Genomic DNA, 18865 nt, shown 5'->3' on the forward strand with positions numbered 1-18865 from the left:
TTCCCTTTCCTCCTGTATCCCTTGTTGTCTCAGCAACTCCAAGGTTACAGGAAAGTGATGCTCAGGTGGTCATTTTTTTGATGAGCGAACCCCTGCAGGGTGGTCACAATTTAGATTAGCATTCACAAACGTACACACTCGTCCAGATTCCATAGGCTCATTTCCTTTCAAACAAAAGTTTATTTAATCCAGTTGTTCGAGAGAATTCTTCATATGTCGAGTAGTGGAATAAGACTTCTGAAGGTAGAAGACTATGTGGTTCTTCCATTGGTGGTTCGAAATATGATTGAATTGGTGGTGGATTTAGCCAACTTAGATTGTAGGAGGATGAGTATCGAAGATATTTGGAGTTGTCGTATGTGGAACAGGAGCTGAAATTTTATGAAACAGTTACAACGATTACTTGAGATTATTTGCTCCAAATAACGGAGATAATCAGTCTGAAATTGTAGATCAATTCACATTAAGAAAAAATGAGTTACGGAATAAGATGAAAAAACATAAAACCTACACTTTAAAATACATATCCAACCCTGCTGAGAAGGATAAGGAAATTACTAAAAAAAACCGCAAGCTAATTTTACTCAAGCTTTTAAATTTAAACTACTACTTGATAAAAAATATATTAAGTGTCTTCCCTACAATATCAAAATGAATAGGCACGAACGGTATAAAGTATGCTATTATCTGATGAGCAAGTTTATACATAATTCAATTGAATTTATGTCAACTATAAGCGGCAAAACAATTTGATAGCCTATATTGATTTGATGGCTTCTGTGTTAAAAAATGGCGTACTCTATGTTTCTGACATACTGGAGCATCCTGTACGTAACGATAAGTTTAAAGAATTGAGAAGATATAAGAAGAGCATAAAGCAAGCTCATTTTGACAGAATAGATTTGGGTTTCTTAAATGATTATCCCACTTTTTTATTTTAATATCCTACAATAATGAAGCATGGCTTGGAATGCTGAGAACAAAACAAAGTGGGAAAAGGGTTATGTATTTGGTCACATTTCTGGTCATACTTTTTCTTTTCCGAGCGTCGCGGCGCACTCGAACGTGGAAGGACAAAATTCACAAAAGGAGCTATCCCATAAGTAGTTTTCAACTATGGAGAGACAACTCCTTTCCTTTAAAATCAACGAAAAATTAGAGCCTACTCTTGCTTTTGAATTCGACCTGTTTCGTTCGTTGTTGCCCATTTAAGCAGATTATGGGCAAAGGAAAGCCACCCGACATCCAGGCTTACTTTGGGTAAGCCGCGAAGCAGGAAATGCCGGAATCCCCGTTATTTTTCATTTGCCCAAACACGCTCTCAGGTTCAATCATACGCCGAACCGCGAGAGCGTAACCTCGCTCACTTCGTAGTTTTTCCTTCACCTGCTGTTTGTAGCGCATGTAGGCCAGGCTGACTCGAATTTCTCGATGACCGACTGCTTTTGTACACGACGCTTTTAATGGACAACCTTCACAACTTATACTGCGGTAATGGCAGTTCCGAATTTCATATCCACTTTCCGTCTTTTCTTTACTCTCATATCGAAATCACTAACTTTTGACCTGCAGTACATCTCCACGTATCCTCCGCCTCGTCATAGACCCAGTTGTCGATCTTACTAATGTCATTTTTCCACTTTTTCGACTTCACTTTATGGTAGGTGCTGTATTTTACAAGTGCTTCAAAGTGTTCCTTTTTGAGATAGCATAGTTTTCTTCCCTACCATATCCGGCATCCGCGATGATCGTCCCCAGCAAATTCCCCAGTTCGGCTTTTACTTTCTCTAAATGAGGCTTTAAACAACGTGTATCCGTAGGACACTGATAAAGACTATAGCCGACGATGAATTGGTTTTCGGTTCCGATTTGTACATTGTAACCGGGTTTGAGCTGGCCATTGCGCATATGATCATGATCTTCTTTCATTCTCCATCGACAAAGTAATGCTCAAGTTTCACGTACTTTGCCTCGATGAGAAGATCTAAAACGGAAGTGAAGATGGTCTGAAGTACGTCTTTCATCCGTTCAGAGCGAAAGCAGTTGATGGTACAAAAGTCGGGGCGCTGTCTACCGGCAATCCACATAAACATGATGTTCTCTCGAACGGCTTTGGCAATCTGCCGCGAGGAGTAAATTCGCTGCAGGTAAGCCAGAACAACAACTTTGGTGAGCATTTTAGGATGGTAACTATCTCGGCCGCCTCCTGGATACGCAGCATCAAAGATAGCATCGTCGATGCGGTTAATTGTCTCATTCACAATCCGAACAGGGTGGTTGTCAGGGATATCTACCTCTAAATCCATTGGCAGACAGAGTTGGTCCATGGTATATTGAATGTACAAAGAAACCGTTCCTTTCTGGTATATGGTGGGTGGTACTTCCATTTTACCAAGAAACGGTTTCTTTTTGTGTAAAAAAACGTGACTGTTCCTCAGGTCTTCCCAGACCTTTTGGGACAGCCCCACATAATCGCTTCTCCTTAGCGTACAAAACCCCAACTCCCCACTGTCAGTGAAGAGGTCAAGGGTTCGATCTCGCTAAGGTCCACCATAATGTAAAATTTACACAACCTTGATTGGTTGCGTTTTTGCACTATGGGAGCTTAAGCTGATCGAACTAGTATGGGCCGTTCCGTTCGTAGGGAGTGCTGAGCAACTTCCATGAGAAACTTCCAACGGACGAGCACGGCATATCGATATTTACCACTGTGATCCTCGCTAAGGCCCATCAAAACGATAAATGTACGCAGTCCTTCGGGTTGCTTTTTTTAGATGGACTTAGACTGATTTGAACCAAACTGAGGTGTTCCGCCTGAAGAGAGCAGGCTAAAGTACTGCTTAGTTGATAAAAGTGTATAGTTAAAAGTTATTTTGTGGAAAGGAATAACAGGGGAAATGTCGAAAAGGAGGTATGAAAGAGTCTTTCTGGAAACTGTTTTATGAATCCGAAGAGATTAATTAACTTAATACGACAGTAAAAGAAAGGATAAAAGGATGTTTTCTCCCTTTGACCAAATCAAAGAAACGAAATATTTATCAGAAGATAAAGCAGGCATATATCGCCCTATTTGTCGGGTCTTGTTCCAAAAAACCGCATTGGAGTTTCAAGGGAGTATGTATACCATCTCTGAGATCTTAACGGATCTAAAGCAGCGACCTGAATTCGAAGGGCGGTTTATGGACCTCACGGAAAAGGAGCTTGATGATGCACTAAAAAGCCTAGAAAAATGGGGTAATGTACTCGGTCATCAAGATACCTCTAAGGCTAAGCGTATCGAAGAGTTGAAAAACCGGCGTTCGCTCTATAGTATCACGGACATTACGATTGAGTTGGAACGCATGATTGAGGGACTTCAAAATAACCTTCGTTCTATTCGTGGCATCGAGTTTGAACGGCATATTCCTGATCGTATGATAGAGGAACTCGACAAGTTAAAAAAGTGGGAAGAAGGGCAACCTTTCGACTTACGGATCGTTTGGAAGGAACTCATGGATCGGTTTAAATCATTGCAAACTGAATCTTCAAATTTCTTTGCTCAAATTAGCCGCGCCTCTTTTAATGAAGACATGATGCGAACCGCTTCATTTTTGGCTTATAAAGAGAAGTTCGTTCAAATGCTTCGCAATTTTGTTCTCGTAATCATGGACAAACAAGAAAAAGTTCGGCAATATTTTCAGGAGATTTCAGATGAAAGTATTCAACGAATTGTGGATCACATAGTAACAAAGGAAGCAGAGGCAGATATATTTGATGATTTTAATGCCGAAGAATCACGATCTGCGCGTCTTTCAGAATGGCAAGGTCTAAAAGGGTGGTTTGTAGAGATTAATGGAAAAAAACCGGGTGTTCGCTTCTTGATTGATCAGGCCAAGAATACGATTGTTCGCATAGTCAAAATTGCCGAACAGATAACTGATCGTTACAATCATTTCAAAAGTCGTAAAAACGATTGTCTACAGATCGCTCGACTATTAGCAAGAGCAGAAACGATTGAAGAATGTCATCGTCTTTCAGCATATGTATTTGGTGTACAGCAAACGTTTCATCTTTATGCAATGCCAAAGCGATCAGATGATCACCACGACACAATTTGGGAGTATGACCCACATGAAGTTACTATATTCAAAAATGTGCCTGGACGTAGAGCGGGGAGAATTAAACATGCGCTTGATGAAAACCCACTTAAAGAGTATGAACTCTTAAAACAACATCAAGAGCATCAGGCAATTATTCGTCGGTACTTCGATGAGCTTATAGTTGATGGTAGAATCGTATTTGAAGATTTGCCTGTTCTTCACCCCATTATTCGAAATACTCTACTTGAGTTAATAGGACAAGCAAGCGCTTCTAGCAAAAAGATTGCACGTACGGATAATGGTATCAAATTCCGATTATCAAAACGTTCGGATCGGTGGATTCGAGTTCGTTTTACAGACGGGACGCTAACAATGAAGGATCTTGAGATTGAGCGGGTTGAAGGAGTTAACTGATGAAAGATACCATGTCTTTTCAGGATTGTGTTCGAGTATTATTTGATTGCTACTGGGTTCGCCAGGAAGATAATCCTGAAGTGTTTTATGCCATCAAGAAACAGGAAAGTGATTTGGAAACCTACTTTCGCAGCCAATTTCGATATCATCTGATTGTAGAGGGGACATTTGCAAAACTCGAAAAAATCCCATTTGTAGCTCGGCCTTCAATGGGGATTTTATCCTTTGGAAGGAAGCAAAGTTATATATTTTTCGCTTGTTTGCTTGCTTACTTTGAGGATAAAGGAGAGGATCAGCAGTTTCTTCTTCAAGATGCATGCGAAGCAATGCTTAGCTACGCGCCGGAGGAAGTAGGAAACATTAGCTGGGAGGACAGGAGCACGCGAAAAGCATTTGTAGAGGCGCTTAAATTTTGTAGGGACAACCATATAATCGAAGAAATTGATCAGCAAATTGAAGATTTTCGTGATCAAATTGATCATGAGGTGTTGCTACAGACCACTTCTATGTTTCGCCGTGTCTTGACTCTGTATTTTAGCGATCTTTCGAAACTCCAAACCATTGATGATTTTGAACATGCGGTACAAAAAGAAATTGAAGAGTCTACAACTCCAAAGCAACGGGTCATGAGAACCTGGTTTTTAGAATCTGCTCTTCGTCATGAGGAACTTACACCTGTGGATCGTGAAGCTTTAAATTGTGAGTTTGAATCATGGCAAACAGAAGTCGAAAGCCGGTTCGATTCTATGCATGTTGAGAAGTATAAGTCCACGAGTTCAATTATTCATAGTGAATATCAATATGGTCAGTATTATCCAAATGCTTGGAACAGTCAAACGATTAATGCGGCCATTCAGTGGGCAACAGAGGTATTTGATCGGGTTCGGAGCGGAGAAATCGTTCCTGATTTATATGGCCGAATTCGAATGCATGAGCGCGAAGCATTTCAAGTTTTTCTTACTATCAAAGAAAAATATCAATATGGATGGAACAAAGAGTTTACTCAAACTAAATCCTCAGAAGCAGTATGGAAAATGGTGGTTGAGACACTTAGGCAATTTTCAATTGTCAAACCCATAGGGGAAAACCAATTGTATTGTTTTGATCTTGCAGGAAGAATTACAGGCGAGTATCCGAAGGAGGAAATCTAATGAGCGCCCAGCGGTATCAACCTAATCGTTTAGGGCTTTTTAATTTCTGGTATCACACCGATTCCGTATTTGAGTTTGCTAATGGGAAATTGTTTGTTCGTGGCGCAAACGGTAGCGGAAAATCCGTAACGACAACGATGGCGGTTCCGATCTTACTTGATGGAGATAAAAGTCCAGTTCGCCTGGATCCGTTTGGTGGGAAAAGTCGCTTAATGGTTGATTTGTTGTTAGGTGAAAAAAATATCTCCCAAAAAGAAGAAGCAACGGGATATCTGTATTTTGAGTATAAAAAAGGCGAAGCGTATTTAACATTTGGAATTGGTATGCAAGGTAAACGTAAAGAACGCTCCATGGATTATTGGTATTTTATGATTAATGATGATAGACGAATTGGACACGAATTTTTTTTATACGAGGAAGAAAATGTTCGTGGAGAGATTCAAAAGTTTCCGCTTACAAAAAAGCGATTAGAAGAAAAAATTGGACGGGGCGGGGAATTTACCACAAGTTCAGCACGTTATAGCGAAATGGTAAATGAGAATTTATTCGGTTTTGATTCTGTTAGAACGTTTAAAGAGCTAATTCATATATTAATTCAGCTTCGAAGCCCCAAACTTTCCCGAGACACTAAGCCAACTGATGTGTCCAATCTGTTATCAGACTCGTTACCTGAACTCACTGATGATGATTTGATGCCTATGATTAAGACCATCAGTGCGATTGATGATCATCAGGGGAAGCTCGAAAAACTGGATAAATCACTTCAATACCTAAAAGCTCTACAGGCAGCATATCAGAGCTATAACGAACATCGTTTGTATGAAATCGCAAAAAAAAATGTGGAGGTCGAAAAACAGCTTCGTCACTCGATTCAAGCGTTCGAAAGTGATCAGAAACTATTAAACCAACACGAAACGGAGCTTGCAGAATTAATGGAGTTGCTGAAACGACTTGAAACGGAAAAACAAGCGCTAGAGGTGAAGGAGAACCATCTCAGAGGACACAAGGTGTTCGGCCTTCGAGAGCAACAAGCCCAGTATGAAGAGGAAATTGAAAAATCCAAAAAAGCTTTTAAATCACTTACAGAACTTTGGGATTCTAAACGTCTAATACTTGAAACGGTAATTCGTGATCAAAAACAAGATGCCTACGACAAAGAAAAAACAGAGGAATACATAAGAGAAATTGGCGAGGAGTTAGCGGAACTCGCTAAACGAATGTTTTTTACGGCTCATGATCAATTGCTAGTGGATTTTAAAGAATGGAGAGAAGAGGAGCAGGGTATTTATCGAAAAAACTGGGAAGAAGAATTACAAGCTCACAAAAAAGCCATTTCCTCGATTCGAAAATTAGCTCTGGATGTTGAGGTTTGTCGACTACGTGAAAAAGATGCGGAAGAGGCTGTGGAGCGCGCGGAACTGCAGTTGGAGAACGTTAAAAGGAAAGGGGAAGAACTTCAAAAAAACGCAAAGCATACTCGTGAAAAGTTGAACGAAGATTTAGAAACATGGCAAACCCTCATTCAAGTCTTTGTGCTTGAAGAAAAGCCCAAACAACAATTGGTTGGTTTTTTCGAATCATTTTTTTATGAGGAGATCGAGGACGCTTCGCGCGAAGTAGAGTTCTGGTGTAGCGAGCAGAAGCAAATGCAAGAGGAACGGATTGTTCGAGAAATTGAGGGGCATAGGTTTGCTATAACGTACGAGAAAGATCAGCAAGCCATTTGGAGAAAACAAATCGAGGAGCTTAAAAATCAGCCTGAAATAGAGCCCATATACTCTAACGACGAACAGGCTAGTCGTTACGCTCTTCGGGAGCAAGGGATCATGTTTGCGAATTTTTATGAAGCTGTTGATTTTCGTTCCGAGGTAGATGAGCAGACTCGAATAAACATTGAAGCAGCTATCGCAAAATCAGGCCTTCTTACTTCTCTTGTGGTTGCGGAAGAAGATGAAGATCACGTTTACGAAACGCTTCCAATCGTCCGTACTCAGCCAATTAAAACTCAAAATCTAACAGAGTATTTGATAGCTGTACCCACTGAATTTGTATCACAATCCCGAATCGAGAGATTGCTTCAAGGAATATCTATTTCCAAGTCCGATGAATCCTATCTTTTGCATTCTGGAGAGTTTCAAAGTGGTTTTATTCACGGAATTGCGCCAGTTCAGGAAGATCAGCTAATTGGAAAAGCTGCAAGAGAAGCCATAAGAGAAAAACGTATTCTGAGCTTGCGAGCAGATATTCAGTTTGCACAAAATCGAGTTGACGAAGCCGAGGATCGCGTATCGTTTCTTGAGAATCAGCAACGGCTCTTGAAAGCGGATTTTTTGCATTTTCCTTCTCTCGAGCCTATGAAAAAGGTGGAAAAGCAGCGTAGAATTTTGGATACGGAAGAGAAAATGGCCAATGCTCAGGTAGAGCAACAAGAAGCCAGCTTGCAAACCTTAAAGCAAAAAAACTTACCGATCATCAATGAATTTTTATACAAGTCTGCACCATATCATCGCATTGAAAGAACGTCGGAGGCCTATCAGACTGTTCTTGACGACCTGGGGGCATACAGTACACAACTCGGTAACTTTTTCCATCATGTGCTACAGAGAAAAAGATTATCGGAAAAAATATATCATGCCTCAATTAGGATCGACGATCTAGAGAATGAACTGGAAATTCTTCAAGAGCAAAAGGTAGATGTAACTCGGGAACAGATTACCCAAGAAGTCAAGTTAAAGACTGTTTTGGATCTGATCACACAAGAAGATGACGAACAAAATATATTGCTGAAAATTGATGAAGTTGTTTCGAAGAAAAAAGAAACTGAAAAGGCCAGGGATCAAGGGATTGAACGTCGAGCTGATCTCAAGTCGGCTATTTCAGGACTGGAGAAAACAAACGAAAACCAGCGCTCAGCTATTCTGGAACTAGAAGAACTCAAGCAGGTGTGGGAGTCTTTATTCCAAGAAGAGAAAGGCTTTGCTTTTACCGACGCTCATTGGACTGCACGCGTCGCGGCTCAACAGTTGGAATCGGAGTATGCAGCATTAAAAGCGAGTGATATACAAGGGGCGTTGAATCGAGCAATCTATGACAGCGAGCGTGAATTAGTAGATCAAGATATGAAGCAGACCAAGTACACGTTAAATGTGAGGAGCGTAGGCGATGGTCGAGATTGGGAACAGCTTCGCCAATTTGCTGATCGGCTTTTTGTAACGTTCGTACCTAGTTATATTGAGGTAAAACCTGTTCAGTTACTTGGCGAATTGCAAGCCACTCGCGATGAAACGGCGCTCGCTATTCAAGAAAAAGAACGGGAACTTTACGAAAAAGTACTGATTGATGATATCGGCTCCACCATTCGCGATTTGATAGAAAAAGCGAGGAAATGGGAGAAAGAGGCCAATCAATTTCTTTCGAATATTGATACTACCGTTCGGATGCAACTCAAGTGGAAACCGCTTCCTGCCAAAGAGCAAGGGGAGCTGTCGACGGATAAGCTGGTTGAACTTCTTTCTAAGGAAACTCAATGGCTGAATAATCGTGATCTAGAACGGATAGCGGAGCATTTTAAAGCTAAAGTTGAGCAAGCACGATCTGTGACGAAAGAGGACACACGCTTTTCATTAGCTGCCAAAATGAAGGAACTGCTAGATTATCGAAAATGGTACAGGTTTGTGTTGTATTATCAAAAAGACGGACAAGCGGATTTCGAAGAATTTACCCTTAAAGTGTTCGAGACTATGAGTGGGGGCGAAAAAGGCCTTTCCATGTATAGCCCGTTGTTTGCCGCAGCTGCTGCAAAATATGCACATGCCAGATCCGATGCGCCCCGCTTGTTTTCTCTCGACGAAGCATTCGCGGGGATCGATCATGAAAATATTGAAAATATTTTTGGACTCATCTCACAGTTTGATTTCGATTATTTGATGAATTCCCAGATCCTTTGGGGAACTTATGAAACTGTTAAGGAACTCTCGATTATAGAAATCCTACGTAGAGTAAATGAAAAAACATTAGCGCTGGGTCGATATTATTGGGATGGAGAAGATAAACATGATCTTCCAAGTGGACATTTTTTGGAGGGATACCATCTCTAAAAACGATCTCATGGACTTGCTGCATCAACTTCAGAGTCAATCTGGATTTGATCAATGTCGTCGTCTGTTTGGAAAAAGTGTTATAGCTACAGTTATTTAAAAAAGTAGAAATATCTAATCCTTTGCATATAAAAAACGATACGTTACGCATCTTGATTAGCCATAAGACTATAATTCAAAATGGTTTTCAGTTATCATTAGAGCAAAGTCTTAAGAGGTGTTCCCGCAGTGCAGAATAATAAGCAACTTGTCGAGAATTTTCGAAGCCGTGGCGGATTTGGCCGCCTTTTCGATTTGTATCGTCAGAAGTTTGAGAGCTATGGAGCATTTGGCGCAGTGCTAATGCAGCCCACTAGAGAAGAGGAAAAAGCTCTGCGCGGTTTTCTTGGTGTCCGCTACAAGGGTTTTCGTTTTCCCGCCATCGACTTTGAAAAAGCGCTTAAAGAGGCAGGCTACTCCGTTTCACTGCTTGAAGTGTTGGAGTTATACTATGGCTGCAAACTTGCCACAAAACGTGAAAAAAAAGAGTTAAGGCTATCGGCCTGGATGGATCTCTTTGTTCAAGTAGAAAGAGATTTTATTAACCGATTCAACATTGCAGATACTGAATTGGAAACTTTTTTTCAAAAGACATTTAACTGGTTTCAAAGATTGAAGGAAGGAGAAGCCAGAGGTTATCAGGGTTTAATAATGCTTTTTAACAGAGGTTCAAACGTCTATTCCGATTTGTTAACATGTCTAAGTGCATTATGGTATTTACTTATGAAGAAAGACGAAATGTTTAAAGAACGTGGAATCTCTACCGGTAAAATCAGATTGCCTATGTTCGCTGCGCATGTTACTGAGGATTCGCATGCCTTTGATAACAAAAATGCATTAGGAAGATTATTATGGAGTGCTCTTTATGATATAAGTAGTCAAAGTCTAGAACTAAACGAAAAACTTAATAACAAAGCTACCACCATACCAGAATATTTGTTTGAACGTCAAATTTATAGGAATTTCGATATTTTGGATGATGACCTTAGTTCAATTTCACATGTTTTTGTACCGCAACTAGTTAAAGGTACTTCTCCCCGCACGTTAAATTTACGTGAAATCGAAGAGATAAAGCAATTTCCAACGTACTCGTCATTATACATTATTGAAAATCCTTCTACTATTTCTTATCTGGTTGATGAAACTATTCACTTTCTAAGTTTTAATGGATTTTCATTAGAGCAACTTCCATCGGATTTTCCGATTCTCCTTTGCACTATAGGACAGGCAAGAACTGCTTCTAAAGTATTTATAGAGAAGTGTCTTGAAACAAACCCTAGCTGCATTATTTACTACTCTGGGGATCTTGATGTTCCAGGCATTCAAATGTTAAATAATATGAAGGAGCAGTTCTCAGCAGAATTTTACGCTTGGCGTATGGATGCTTCTATATATCGTAATTACGTTGCACCTAGAAGCAAACCTTTATCCGATGTAGACTTGAAAATCCTTCAAGATTTAGAGAGCGGTTTAGTACAAGAAATGGTGCAGATTAAAGCAAAAGTTTATCAGGAGTTATTTGGAAAAGAACTAAGGAACGATTGGATTAAAGTACTATCTTTAGAAGCTTCTAAAACATAAGTAGTGGAACCTACAGATGGAAGAATAAATTCGATTTATGTTCGGAATAGGCGAGCGAAAATCTGTGATTAGGCAGATGTACTTGAATTCTGATGGAAATCGACAGTAGCTTATTACCCAATTAGTGATTAATGTATTGTTGAAGCAATTGCGCTATTAAGCAAGGATTTAACTATACTTTGTTAGGACCAGGTGATCTAGAGGGCAGTTGATGAAACTACGTATGGTCGTTTTTTTTCAGTATCCATTGAACGATCTTAATGATGTAATAGACTAGGTAAATCGGTGGCACTGCCCAACTTATCAACGTAGTGATAATAATTTTGTAGACGATATAATTCGATATGGAAGTAAAGAAGAGATGGTCACATTTTTGGTCACACTTTCTCATTTCCGAGCGCCGCGGCGCAATCTATCGTAGAACCACCGAATTCAAAAAAGCCTTGTCCCACAAGGCTTTCCTACTCTCTTTCCTTAACGTACAATACCCCATCTCTCCACTGGCAGCGATGAGGTCAGGGGTTCGATCCCCCAGGCTCCACCAAATAAAAACGTTGTAGCACCGGGATTTCCCGGTGCTTTTTGATTTTGTGGCGGCTCCGCCAACCTGTTGTTGCGGTCAAAAATTTGCTCATTAAGGTCCGCCATACATAACCATCATAACGGTAGAGATGTCGTTTTTTTATTATGTATAGATTACAGATTGATCTTGAATGAGAGCGATACGTAAATCGGGTCGCCAAATGGAGGTGCTTGAGTCTCCGCTTTTGCGAGAGGTCCTCGCTGATCGCGCTGAGCAAGCTGCGAAAAAATATAGAAAACATAAACCAACCTGACACATAGTTGTCAGATTGGTTGTTTTATACTAAACTCATTCTAATTGTAGGAGTGATTCATAATGAATCAAGACGAATCCATCGTAAAGCATCTGAGCGAACGTAACGAACCCGCCCTGTCGAAGAACTTCTTTCTTTCACGTTAGCAGGCATAAGCGCGGTCACGACAAATGCTGCAGAATTATCCAGAAGAGGAATATGAACGGGCGTTTTCGGGTGATTTTTGAATATTACTAGCCTAAGGACAAAGTAAGGGGGGATCTGTGTGGGTCAGATTGAAAATACTAAGGTAGCCGCTGTATTTGAACATTATCCGATAAATATACAGAAGAAGCTGCTTTTTCTCCGGCAGCTTATTTTGGATACTGGATCAGAGACAGATGGGGTTGATTCCGTGGAAGAGACATTAAAATGGGGTGAACCTAGTTACGTCACGGAAACAGGGAGCACCATTAGAATCGGTTGGAAAAAGTCGAATCCAAGTCAGTATGCCCTGTATTTTAATTGCAGAACGAAACTGGTTGAGACTTTCAGGGAGATCTATTGTGATAAATTTATATTTGAAGGAAACCGAGCCATTGTGTTCAATGAAGAGGACAACGTATTAGTAGATGAATTAAAGCAATGCATTTCAGTATCCCTCACTTACCATACTCGGAAGCATCTCCTTATGCTAGGATTATGATCACATCCCTGGCAGCGATAAGGGCAGGGGTTCACCCGCACGGAGGTATCGGCATCGAAATTTCGCTATAGAAGGCAGCCATTCCGTATTAGACAATAAGGCTATTTAAAAAATAGGAGAATATCATGTCCTGGAGCAAATTGAAGCAGCAATTGGAGAGCTTTCTCAGTCCTACGTTGCAAGGGAAAGTGGAGTACCGTGCAACCGGCTATCGTTATTTGCCCGATAAAGCAGGGATTTGTTATATCGCGGTTGATAAAAAAAATATACTGAACATGAGTGATGCGACTACCTTAATCAAATGGTATCAATCGGAGCAGGAAATAAAAAACGACTCCGGTATCGATATTCCGATCAGTCGTGAACAAATAGAAGTTGTAAGAAGTAATATGGAAGGGAAGATTCCGGAAGATCGTTTAATCGTTATTGCGCGAAGCAGAGCAATATCCGAATTAGCAAAGGAGCTTCTGGCAGCACAATCTTCACTCAGTAAATCCGATTTTATGGTTGCAGCCACTAAGTTTTTATCCTCGTCTATTGAGGAAAGCATCGAAAGTAAGGATATGTTATTGAATATTTTGGCATTGATGGACAGACGAGTTGGAAAAAAACGAATGTTAAACATGTCCGATAAAATCAAACTAAAACATCCGGCTGTGCAATATTTTTTTGAACTAAGGCTTGGCACGTTCTAAACGGCATTTTCAATACAGGTAGAGATTTAAGGTATGAAAGGAACGTCACCATTTAAATGTGGTGGCGTTTTTTTATGCGGTTTGGCCTGGGGGGCGAATCCCGGGGGCCAGTCCCCCCGAAAAACCATGTCCGAAAATGGCCAGATCTTTTTGGGCAACATGATATAATAAAACCAGGTTAAGAAAGAGGTGACCAAAGGTGACGGATAACAAAGATGCTCTGTATGCAGCGTTTAAGGCAAAAGACGCACGTTTCGACGGACGCTTTTTTGTAGGCGTATCGTCTACCGGAATTTATTGCCGCCCCGTGTGCCGGGCCAAGCAGCCGAAGCCGGAAAACTGCACTTTTTATGCCACTGCAGCGGCAGCGGAGCAAGCGGGATACCGTCCATGCCTTTTATGCAGGCCGGAGCTTGCTCCTGGCACTTCAGTCACCGACGCTACCGCTAATTTAGTGTACCGGGCTGCAAGAATGTTAGAAGAAAGCAGCGGCAGCGGGCAAAGTTTAGAAGAAATAGCCGGGCGGCTTGGCTGCACGGACCGGCATTTGCGGCGTGTTTTTACAGCAGAATATCATGTGTCGCCGGTTCAGTATTTGCAAACATGCAGACTGCTCCTTGCCAAAAACCTGCTCACAGACACAGATTTGCCGGTACTGGAAGTGGCGATGGCGGCGGGTTTTGGCAGCTTGCGTCGTTTCAACGGCCTTTTTAAAAAACAGTATAAGCTTTCGCCTACGGCCTTACGAAAACGGGCTGTAGAAGAAAAAAAGCATAAAGATAACGTTACTTTAGCATTGAGCTACCGCCCGCCTTATCTTTGGGACGAAATGCTGCATTTTTTGGCCGGACGCGCCATTGCAGGAGTAGAAGTTGTAAAAAACGGCGAATACATGCGTACCGTGCATTTGGTAAACGCAGATGGAAAACCCGTATATGGTTGGGTGCGGGTGGGGCATGATCCGAAAAAGTATGCATTAAGCGTTACCGTGAGCGAAACGTTACTGCCGATACTGCCGCAAGTATTGGCACGGATCCGACATCTTTTTGACTTATATTGCGACCCGGGTGCGGTGTATGAAACACTTCAGGTAATGAACGGCGTTCGACCCGGGCTTTGTGTTTTGGGAGCCCGTGTGCCTGGGTGCTTTAATGCTTTTGAAATGGCGGTGCGGACGGTGCTGGGACAGCAAATTACAGTGAAAGCGGCAAGCACGTTGGCATCAAGGATTGTCCAAACTTACGGCGTGCCTATACAAACCGCGATTGAGGGATTGACCCATATTTTTCCTTTACCCGAAGATCTCTTGTCCTTAGGCGGAGCGATTGAAGACCACTTCGGAGTGTTAGGTGTTACCGCTGCACGGTCAAATACGATTTATGAACTGGTACGAGCATTCGTACAGGGGGAAATTGATTTTGACCTTCCGGCCCAGCCGGAGGAAGAGATGAAAAAGCTGATGGCGATTCGTGGTATCGGAAGTTGGACAGCGCAGTACATCGCGATGCGTGCTATGGAATGGCCGGACGCTTTCCTTGAAACAGATGCGGGCGTCAAAAAAGCATTACAGCCCTACACATCAAAGGAACTGCTGAAAATGGCGGAAGCGTGGCGGCCGTGGCGCAGTTATGCCACCGTCAACCTTTGGAACACACTATAAGCGAACGCTTACGAAGCCCGTTTTGCTGACGCAAAACTTTTAGGAGGCAGGAACATGTATTATCGGACAACTTATCCGTCACCCGTAGGAATCATTACACTTGCATCTAATGAAAGCGGTCTTGTTGGCGCATGGATTGAAGGACAAAAGTATCACGGGGCTACTATACCTGAAGATACGATAGAGCACGGCGACATGCCGCTATTTGATACTGTAAAAAAATGGCTGGACAAATATTTTGCGGGCGAGAAACCGGACATTTCGGAATTGCCGCTCCGTCCTATTGGCAGCGGGTTCCGTCAAGAGGTATGGAGCATCTTATGTGAAATACCATACGGCGAGGTAATCACTTATGGCGACATTGCCAAAAAAATGGCGGCAAAGATGAACAAGGAGAGTATGTCTAGCCAAGCGGTAGGTGGAGCTGTTGGGCATAATCCGATTTCAATCATCGTTCCTTGCCACCGAGTTGTAGGTTCAAACGGCAGCTTGACGGGGTACGCCGGGGGTGTTCATACCAAGGTAAAATTGCTTGAGTTGGAGGGTGCCGATATGTCGGGTTTGTTTGTGCCCACTAAAGGTACAGCCCTTTGAATTGAAAAGACGGCGCAGGGGTGAATAGGAGTCCGGCTACAGTGGATGCCGAAAACCAAAGGCCAGCGAGAACAGGTTTCCTATATCCGCGGCTTGGTCAGGGTTCGTTCCACTATGATCCATAAAAAGGAAACAACGTCGCCATTATCCTGAGGCGACGTTTTGGGCATTCGGAGCCCGGAAGAGGAACAATGCCGGGGTTCCGTTTCTGTCAAACTTATTTTAAGGAACGAGAGAGCTCAGTGAAAATGACTCCCAGACTGTAGGCCCCCGCGTCGGGAAAACCGAGGCTTCTTTCACCTACGACACCGGCACGTCCCATTCGAGCCACGATCTCTTTGGTTTTTTCTGCACCTTCGACAGCAGCAGCCGCTCCTTTTTCAAATGCAGTCTTAAAATCCTCGCCCGCCGCTTCGCTTGCGATCCATGATTGAACACAAGGCACCAGCGCATCCACGAGAGTTTTATCGCCGACTACGGCTCCTCTTCCAAATGAGCGCTCACCCGTAGCTTGTATGCCTTGAACAGCAGCCTGCAGCATATAGGCAAACTCTCCGACAGATAGTTCAAGTTTCCCGTCAGCTGCTTTACCGGCAGCCCGGAAGGCTGATCCCCAGATCGGGCCGGACGCACCGCCGCAATATTCCATAATGACCATGGAACAAGCATGCAGAAAAGTTCCGATATTCAATTGAGGCTGACTTAAAATTTCGCTCCACTCTCGTTTTAACTGCTTGAATCCCTTGGCGACGCTCATGCCGAAATCACCATCGCCTGCATGCGAATCCAACTCACAGAAGGGGACTTCATTTTTGATAATGACTTCGCTCATTTTATCGACAAGATAGATCATGTTATCCAGGGAAAGGGTATCGTCTTTAACGATTGCGTATGTTTCCGATGTCTCTGTCTCGAAGGAAACAGGTTTTGTTTCGTCGTTATCGACAAGTTCGACGTACGCTGCACGCTCCACTGGGCCATCCACTTTGAAAGCCGGCGTTATACATTCTCGGGATAGCAGCGTCTTCAGTTCCTCGTCCAGCTTCATTACCGTCAAGGAAACTCCTGCCATATCGATACTCGTCATGTAATTACCGACAAAGATGCGGTACACGGGAATCGTTCTACGCTGTATTTCCCGCATAACCGAATTGTTAAATACATAGAGCTCTTGTAATGGAGTTGCCCCAAAGCCATTGACCAGGATGGCAATTTCTGCGATTTCATCCTTATGTATTGCCAGATCATTCAGGAGGTCGGTTGTCATTCGTTCTGCCAATTCGTCGGCCGAGATCATGGTTTCCCTTCTGATTCCCGGCTCTCCATGAATGCCGACACCGTATTCGATCTCATCTTCACCTAATGCGAAAGTAGGTGTTCCTTTGGCGGGGACGATACATGAAGTAAATGCGGCACCAATGCTTCGTACGTTTGCTGCTGCTTTTTCCGCTGCTTCTTTAACCTGCTTGAGATCCCGGCCTTCTTCGGCCGCCGCTCCGGCGATTTTATGAACCAGTATGGTTCCTGCAACACCGCGGCGCCCTACGGTATATAAGCTGTCTTTGACAGCGATATCGTCGTCCACCCGGACGTATTCTACCTGGATGCCTTCTTCTTGCGCTAATGCCGCGCCATTTTTGAAGTTCATCATGTCGCCGCTGTAATTTTTAATAATCATCAGCGTGCCTTTGCGACTGGCAGTTGCTTTGAGTGCCTGATACACCTGGATCTGGGAGGGAGAAGCGAATACATCACCGCATACTGCGGCATCCAACATTCCTTTCCCTACAAACCCTGCATGTGCGGGTTCATGTCCACTGCCTCCGCCGCTGATTAAACTTACTTTGTTTTCATTAATTGTTTTTTTCTTGATGATTTTATGTTTTTTCAGAAACTCCAGTTCCGGATGCGCCATGACCATTCCGTTACACATTTCCATTACGAGATTCTCGGGATTGTTCAACAATTTCTTCATTTGCGTTACCCCCTCATTTGAACATGGACAAAGTCCGATTCGGCACTGATCTCCTATCATTATATTAAAGTATAAGCACCTCATGGTAAACGGACAAAAAGCGCAGTGCCAAAAAAACGTGCTGCGCTTGCGAAATTAATTTTAAATATCGGACGTCTTTCAGACCAAGCGTTGGAAACATGGCTTCGGAAAATATTGAAAATCATAAGTTGGCTAGCGCATGCTCTCCGTGATAGTTTCTTTTTAGCCATATGGGGTCTTAGCTCAGTTGGGAAGGCGCATCGCTGGCAGCGATGGTCTACACACGTGGAGTGCCTATGCTTCTATCCACCATCCGAAAGCCATTGCAAGCTCGCTTGTGAACGTAGACAAGCAAGTACGTCTCGGGAGCGGCGGCAGGATCTGAACCTATTCCTGCCAGGTCACAGGTTTATCGAGTATGACGCCATCTGTCATCACCCATTGTTTAAGACTGCCCGCTTGGACTTGAATAACGATGAAAAATAAATCGCCGGTACCATTATTGCGAAGCGTGCGTTCGCCTTCAGGGGAAACACGGATAGCCGTTCCTTCCTTCACATCAAAAATCTGTCCGTCCACCTGAAATTGACCTCGGCCGCCAGTGAAAAGGTATAACTCTTCGTTCTCGCGATGGGTGTGATAGAACGGGATTGAGCCCCCTTCGGGCAGTTGATTCAGTGAAACTTCCATACCGGTTAGTTCAAGCCTGTCCTTCAGAAAATACTTGCCTGGGGCGGGGTCTTTCGACGTATTCAAAAGATGGTTAAAAGGACCTGCTTCCACAACACTGAAATGATTTCCATTCATATATTAACTTCCTTTCAATCTTAGTTTTATTAGAAATACACGAACGTATAGAATGTAAGTCACGTAAGCGAATGAAGTTTTGCTTCGCATGCGATAGCGACAAAAACTTCTTCGGGGCTTAAGTTTCTGATATCACCGGTTCATGCCATGATCTCCTCTCGATATGGATTGATTTCAAACCAAGTATAATCATTATACTTGCAAATTACAAGTATAAACTTTTGATTTGCA

The 18865-nt window shown here is 42.7% G+C and carries 10 protein-coding genes and 1 pseudogene; 8 read left to right on the forward strand and 3 right to left on the reverse strand.

The features are described from left to right. Positions 1-1162 precede the first annotated feature (1162 nt). Positions 1163-2345, reverse strand: a pseudogene (locus EYB31_RS41485) (transposase). Positions 2346-2996: 651 nt separating this feature from the next. Here EYB31_RS41485 and EYB31_RS02355 point away from each other — a divergent pair. The 8 genes from EYB31_RS02355 to EYB31_RS02390 all read left to right on the forward strand — a co-directional run bounded on the left by EYB31_RS02355 (position 2997) and on the right by EYB31_RS02390 (position 15831). Next, positions 2997-4493, forward strand: coding sequence for a TIGR02677 family protein (locus tag EYB31_RS02355; protein ID WP_131011679.1), 1497 nt, complete (start codon positions 2997-2999; stop codon positions 4491-4493). Beyond that, entirely contained in the window at positions 4493-5644 is a 1152-nt protein-coding gene (locus tag EYB31_RS02360) for a DUF2398 family protein (RefSeq protein WP_131011680.1), read from the forward strand. The genes EYB31_RS02355 and EYB31_RS02360 overlap by 1 nt, the downstream gene beginning before the upstream one ends. Then, a complete protein-coding gene (locus EYB31_RS02365) occupies positions 5644-9741 on the forward strand; it encodes a TIGR02680 family protein (RefSeq protein WP_131011681.1) in 4098 nt (1365 codons plus the stop codon). Before EYB31_RS02360 ends, EYB31_RS02365 begins: the two co-directional genes overlap by 1 nt. 228 nt (positions 9742-9969) lie before the next feature. Continuing rightward, on the forward strand, positions 9970-11361 hold the full coding sequence (locus tag EYB31_RS02370; RefSeq protein ID WP_131011682.1) for a TIGR02679 domain-containing protein: 1392 nt from the start codon (positions 9970-9972) through the stop codon (positions 11359-11361). Positions 11362-12462: 1101 nt separating this feature from the next. Then, positions 12463-12882, forward strand: coding sequence for a DUF1801 domain-containing protein (locus EYB31_RS02375; protein WP_131011683.1), 420 nt, complete (start codon positions 12463-12465; stop codon positions 12880-12882). 125 nt (positions 12883-13007) lie between these two features. Next, entirely contained in the window at positions 13008-13577 is a 570-nt protein-coding gene (locus tag EYB31_RS02380) for an SF0329 family protein (RefSeq protein ID WP_131011684.1), read from the forward strand. A gap of 199 nt (positions 13578-13776) precedes the next feature. Then, entirely contained in the window at positions 13777-15237 is a 1461-nt protein-coding gene (locus EYB31_RS02385; protein ID WP_131011685.1) for an AlkA N-terminal domain-containing protein, read from the forward strand. A gap of 54 nt (positions 15238-15291) precedes the next feature. Next, the gene (locus EYB31_RS02390; RefSeq protein WP_131011686.1) at positions 15292-15831 is read left to right on the forward strand and encodes a methylated-DNA--[protein]-cysteine S-methyltransferase; all 540 of its coding nucleotides are present in this window, start codon (positions 15292-15294) and stop codon (positions 15829-15831) included. Between the two features lie 217 nt (positions 15832-16048). Here the strand turns inward: EYB31_RS02390 and dhaK are convergent, their stop codons facing one another. Both dhaK and EYB31_RS02400 read right to left on the reverse strand, forming a co-directional pair. Beyond that, on the reverse strand, positions 16049-17806 hold the full coding sequence (dhaK, locus tag EYB31_RS02395) for a dihydroxyacetone kinase subunit DhaK (RefSeq protein WP_131011687.1): 1758 nt from the start codon (positions 17804-17806) through the stop codon (positions 16049-16051). 408 nt (positions 17807-18214) lie between these two features. Then, positions 18215-18634, reverse strand: coding sequence for a cupin domain-containing protein (locus tag EYB31_RS02400; RefSeq protein WP_131011688.1), 420 nt, complete (start codon positions 18632-18634; stop codon positions 18215-18217). Between the last annotated feature and the right edge of the window lie 231 nt (positions 18635-18865).

Origin of the sequence: Paenibacillus thalictri, from assembly GCF_004307995.1 — a bacterium.
GTDB lineage: Bacteria > Bacillota > Bacilli > Paenibacillales > NBRC-103111 > Paenibacillus_AF > Paenibacillus_AF thalictri.

Coding starts and splice junctions, on each gene's coding strand:
- dhaK (WP_131011687.1), bottom strand. CDS start 17,806: ATGAAGAAATTGTTGAACAATCCCGAGAATCTCGTAATGGAAATGTGT.
- EYB31_RS02360 (WP_131011680.1), top strand. CDS start 4,493: ATGAAAGATACCATGTCTTTTCAGGATTGTGTTCGAGTATTATTTGAT.
- EYB31_RS02400 (WP_131011688.1), bottom strand. CDS start 18,634: ATGAATGGAAATCATTTCAGTGTTGTGGAAGCAGGTCCTTTTAACCAT.
- EYB31_RS02365 (WP_131011681.1), top strand. CDS start 5,644: ATGAGCGCCCAGCGGTATCAACCTAATCGTTTAGGGCTTTTTAATTTC.
- EYB31_RS02390 (WP_131011686.1), top strand. CDS start 15,292: ATGTATTATCGGACAACTTATCCGTCACCCGTAGGAATCATTACACTT.
- EYB31_RS02355 (WP_131011679.1), top strand. CDS start 2,997: ATGTTTTCTCCCTTTGACCAAATCAAAGAAACGAAATATTTATCAGAA.
- EYB31_RS02380 (WP_131011684.1), top strand. CDS start 13,008: ATGTCCTGGAGCAAATTGAAGCAGCAATTGGAGAGCTTTCTCAGTCCT.